The sequence below is a fragment of the Phenylobacterium sp. genome (assembly GCF_036501465.1).
GTDB lineage: Bacteria > Pseudomonadota > Alphaproteobacteria > Caulobacterales > Caulobacteraceae > Phenylobacterium.
Window position 1 is genome coordinate 1 of the sequence record NZ_DASYAF010000037.1, and the last position, 4473, is coordinate 4473.

The 4473-nt window shown below is 68.4% G+C and carries 5 protein-coding genes and 1 pseudogene; 5 read left to right on the forward strand and 1 reads right to left on the reverse strand.

The features are described from left to right. The first annotated feature begins 356 nt into the window (after window positions 1–356). The 4 genes from ubiA (at window position 357) to VGL85_RS03830 (ending at window position 3579) form a co-directional block, all read left to right on the forward strand. Window positions 357–1301, forward strand: coding sequence for a 4-hydroxybenzoate octaprenyltransferase (gene ubiA, locus VGL85_RS03815; protein WP_331586157.1), 945 nt, complete (start codon window positions 357–359; stop codon window positions 1299–1301). Window positions 1302–1619: 318 nt separating this feature from the next. Continuing rightward, on the forward strand, window positions 1620–2561 hold the full coding sequence (locus tag VGL85_RS03820) for a fatty acid desaturase family protein (protein WP_331586159.1): 942 nt from the start codon (window positions 1620–1622) through the stop codon (window positions 2559–2561). After that, the gene (locus tag VGL85_RS03825; protein WP_331586161.1) at window positions 2558–3223 is read left to right on the forward strand and encodes a methyltransferase; all 666 of its coding nucleotides are present in this window, start codon (window positions 2558–2560) and stop codon (window positions 3221–3223) included. Before VGL85_RS03820 ends, VGL85_RS03825 begins: the two co-directional genes overlap by 4 nt. Before the next feature lie 8 nt (window positions 3224–3231). Next, window positions 3232–3579: an MmcQ/YjbR family DNA-binding protein gene (locus VGL85_RS03830; protein WP_331586163.1), complete on the forward strand. Its 348-nt coding sequence runs from the start codon at window positions 3232–3234 to the stop codon at window positions 3577–3579. Between the two features lie 247 nt (window positions 3580–3826). On the opposite strand, the gene VGL85_RS03835 is transcribed toward VGL85_RS03830, so the two are convergent. Further along, window positions 3827–4063: a hypothetical protein gene (locus tag VGL85_RS03835; protein WP_331586165.1), complete on the reverse strand. Its 237-nt coding sequence runs from the start codon at window positions 4061–4063 to the stop codon at window positions 3827–3829. Between the two features lie 75 nt (window positions 4064–4138). Here VGL85_RS03835 and VGL85_RS03840 point away from each other — a divergent pair. Then, a pseudogene (locus tag VGL85_RS03840) lies at window positions 4139–4473 on the forward strand (UbiD family decarboxylase); the annotation flags it as partial.

Consider the following 4473-nt stretch of genomic DNA (forward strand, 5'->3'; position numbering starts at 1 on the left):
TAGCGGGTCAGGGCCCAGAAGCCCGGCCCGTTCGGCTCCGGGTTCCAATAGACCGGCGCGCTCTCGCGCAGGTCCTTGTAGAGGGCGTGCGGATGGCCGCTGGCGAAGGTGGCGACGTCGAGAAAATCCTGACCCACGCGATGTCTCCTTGATCGTTTGATCGTGAGCCTATCGTCAAAAACGCGACTTGGGTGCTACGAAAGCTCTGCTCATCCGCTCATCCCCGCGAAGGCGGGGACCCAGGCTTTTTTTGCCGGACGCTCGGCGCTCTACGATAAAACACCTGGAACTCCGCCTTCGCGGGGACGAGCGGGGTGTGTAGGCCGCCGATCGAACGGCGTCGGACCCCGGTTTGCATGACCACAGCCCTCCCCGACGCCGCGCCGGACAACTGGGTGGACCGGTTCGCGCCGCAAGGCTTGCGGCCCTGGCTGAAGCTCGGCCGGTTCGACCGGCCGGCGGGCATCTGGTTGCTGCTGCTGCCCGGCTGGCAGGGGATCGCGCTCGCCGGCGCCATGGACGGCCATTGGCCCAACGCCTGGCTGCTGGTCGCCTTCGCCGCAGGCGCTGCGCTGATGCGGGCGGCGGGCTGCGCCTATAACGACATCGTCGACCGCGACATCGACGCCAAGGTGGCGCGAACGGCCGGGCGGCCGATCGCGTCCGGGCGGATCAGCGTCAGGCAAGCGTGGGGCTTTCTGGCGGCCTGCAGCCTGGCCGCCTTCGGTATCCTGCTCAGCCTCGGCCTGATCGCCATCCTGCTGGGCATAGCCTCGCTCGGCCTTATCGCGGCCTATCCGTTCATGAAGCGGATCACCTGGTGGCCGCAGGCCTGGCTGGGCCTGACCTTCAACTGGGGCGCGCTGCTGGGCTATGCGGCCGCGACCGCATGGCTGGCCCGGCCGGCGCTGCTGCTCTATGCGGCCGGCGTCTTCTGGACCCTGGGCTACGACACCATCTATGCGGTGCAGGACCTGGAGGACGACGCCCTGGCCGGGGTGAAGTCCTCCGCCCGCCGGCTGGGCCGCGCCGCGCCGTACGGCGTGTTGGTCTTCTACCTGATCTCGATCGGGCTGGTCTTCGCCGCCGGCGCCATCGCCCATCTCGGTCCGCTGTTCGCGGCGCTGGCCCTGCTCTATGCCCTCCACCTGATCAGCCAGCCCGTGCGCCTCAGGCTCGACGACCCGCATCGCGCGCTCAAGCTGTTCAATTCCAACCGCGACGCCGGCCTGATCCTCTTCGCCGCCCTGGTCGCCGGATTGTGGCGAGCGCCGTCGGCGCTGTTCGGGCTGCCGCCGTAAGGGCACGGGTTCCCACAGAATCGACCATGCAACCTAAGCGTCCCTTCTCCCCCTGCGGGAGAAGGTGGCCCCGAAGGGGTCGGATGAGGGGTCGCGCAATCCTCGCCTAGGACGGCGTAACCGACTCCAGAATCCGCGACAGAACGCCATGACGATCCGTAGCGATTGGCAGGGCCGGCTCGACCCCTCATCCGGCCCTTTGGGCCACCTTCTCCCGCAAGGGGAGAAGGACGCGTCTCTTTGACCCGCCCGTTGGCGTCACGGCGAGGCCGCTCCGCATCGGTTGCCCAACGGGCGCAATCGTCCCATCTTATATCCATGTCCGTCGCCGCCCGCGTCAATCCGAAGGACTTCTTCACCGCCGAGGAGTGGGCGCCGCTGGCCGAGCGCTCTTCGTGGAAGGGGCTGGCCCTGGTCGCCCATTGCTGGGCGGTGATCGGCCTGGCCACCCTGATGGGCCTGCTCTGGCCGGTGACCATCCCGCTGGCGGTGATGATCATCGGCGCGCGGCAACTGGGCCTCGGCATTCTGCAGCACGACGCCGCCCACGGCGCGCTGCACAGCGATCCCGGCGTCAACGAGTGGGTGGCCGAGTGGCTCTGCTCGGGCGGGGTGGCGCGCTATCGCAAATACCATCTGCAGCATCACAAGTTCGCCCAGCAGGCCGAGGACCCGGATCTGGGGCTCTCGGCCCCCTTCCCGATCACCCGCCAGTCCTTCCGCCGCAAGATCGTCCGCGACCTGACCGGCCAGACCTGGTTCAAGCAGCGTTTCGGCCTGCTGCAATACAATCTGAAGACCCGGGCCAAGGGCTCAGCCGTGCTGCCGATCCTGGGCGCCGAGATCGTGCGCCAGCGGCGCTTCCTGGTCACTAACGCCTTCGTGATCGCCGGCTTCGGGGTCGCCGGCATGCTGCTCGGCCGTAACTGGTGGTGGGGCTGGTTCGCGCTCTGGCTGCTGCCGCGCGCCACCTGGTTCCAGATGGTCACCCGCCTGCGCAACATCGCCGAGCACGCCCTGGTGGCCAAGGATGAGCCCGATCCGCTGCGCCACGCCCGCACGACCATGGCCAACCCGATCGAGCGCGCCCTTATCGCGCCCTACTACGTCAACTACCACTGCGAACATCACATGTTCATGCACATCCCCTGCTACCGCCTGCCCCGGGCCCACCGGCTGCTGGGCGAGAAGGGCGTGCTGGCGCGGATGGAAATCGCGCCGAGCTATCCGGCCATGCTGCGGCTGGCCGCGCCCGCGTGAGCGCCGAGACCATCGCCGACCCGCACGGCTTCATCCTGGCCAATACCCGGCTGACCAATCCGCCGCACACCCCGGAAATCGCCCTCTATCTGGCCGACGAGATCACCCCGATCTGGCGGATGACCGAGGAGGAGCTGGGCCGGATCGGCCTGCCGCCGCCCTTCTGGGCCTTCGCCTGGGCCGGCGGCCAGGCCCTGGCCCGCTACCTGCTCGACCATCCGACCGAGGTGAGGGGCAAACGCGTGTTCGACGTCGGCACGGGCTCCGGCCTGGTGGCCATCGCGGCGATGCAGGCCGGCGCCAGGGCCGCGGTCGGCGCCGACATCGACGACTTCTGCGCCGCCGCGGTGGAACTGAACAGCCGCGCCAACGGCGTCGAGATCGGCTTCGGCCGCCGCGACCCGCTGGCCGCGCCGCCGCCGCCGGCCGACGTCATCTGCGCCGCTGACATCTTCTACGAACAGCCGCTGGCCGACCGCGCCATGGCCTGGCTGGCCCAGGCCCGCGACCGCGGCGCGCGGGTTCTGCTCGGCGACCCCGGGCGCAGCTATTTTCCCAAGACCGGCCTGGTCAAACTGGCCGAATACAGCGTCGAGACCACCCGGGAACTCGAGGACGCCGAGGTCAAGAAGACCGCGGTCTGGACGTTTCCGAGCCTTTAGAGGGACCGATGACCGAAGATGAGATGCGCGAGATCGCCCTGAGCTTCCCCGGCGTGGTCGAGGGCAGCTCCTACGGCCAGCCCGCCTTCCTGGTGAACAAGAAGTTCTTCACCCGCTATCGCCGCGCCGACGCCAGCGTGGTCTTGATGGAGGTCTCCATCGACGAGCGCGAGATGCTGATGGAGGCCGAGCCCATGACCTTCCACATCACCGCCCACTACAAGGACTACCCCTCGGTCCTGGCCCGCATCGCCACCCTGCACCCGGGCTCGTATCGGAACTTCCTCGAACGCCGCTGGCGTAAGATCGCCCCCAAGACCCTGGTGCGGGCGTACGAGAAGGAGCGGGCGGGTTAAAATTTCCGCTCATCCCCGCGAAGGCGGGACCCAGGCGTTTTGTTGCGTTGCAGCCGGGTGCGGCCCCGCCTGGAAGATTGACCGCCAAGCTCGCCAAGGACGCCAAGGAATTAGGCTTGCGCAACTGGCAGGATCGCGCGCTGAAGGCGCGGATTCCAAACCAGAAAGGGACCGGACAAGCCCTCTTGGCGAACTTTGCGTCCTTGGCGGTAAAAACCTGGGTCCCCGCCTTGCGGGGGCGAGGGTTTTAGAAGCTGTCCTCGATGTCGTGCTGGAACATCTCGAAGGTTTCCTTCGCCTGGCGTTCTTCGGGCGTCAGGGTTTCTTCCGGCTCTTCCACCTTTTCGTGGAAGGACCATTCCGGGGCCAGGCGGGCGATGATCTCGTCGCCGCGGCGGATGAGCACGCCATAGCCGGCGTCGATGGTTTCGATCAGCTCGGCGAAGCGGGCCGGGGCGTCGGCGATGTCGATTTCGTACAGCATGGCGCAAGCTTAAGGCGCCCGCCGCCCACGGCAAGGCGTGACAGGCGCATCGCCACCGCCTAGCTTCGCCGGCCCATGGCTTACCGATCCCTGCGCGACTTCATCGAACGGCTGGAGGCCGCGGGCGAGCTGGTCCGGGTCACCGAACCGGTCTCCACGGTGCTGGAAATGACCGAGATCTGCGCCCGCCTGGTGGCCACCGGCGGCCCGGCGGTGCTGTTCGAGCGGCCGATCCGCGCCGACGGCGAGCCCTCGGCCATCCCCTGCCTCGCCAACCTGTTCGGCACGGTCAGGCGCGTGGCCATGGGCGTGACCCTGGGCGGCGGGGAACGGACGACGGCGGCCGAACTGCGCGAGGTCGGCGAACTGCTCGCCTTGCTGCGCCAGCCGGAGCCGCCGCGCGGCATGAA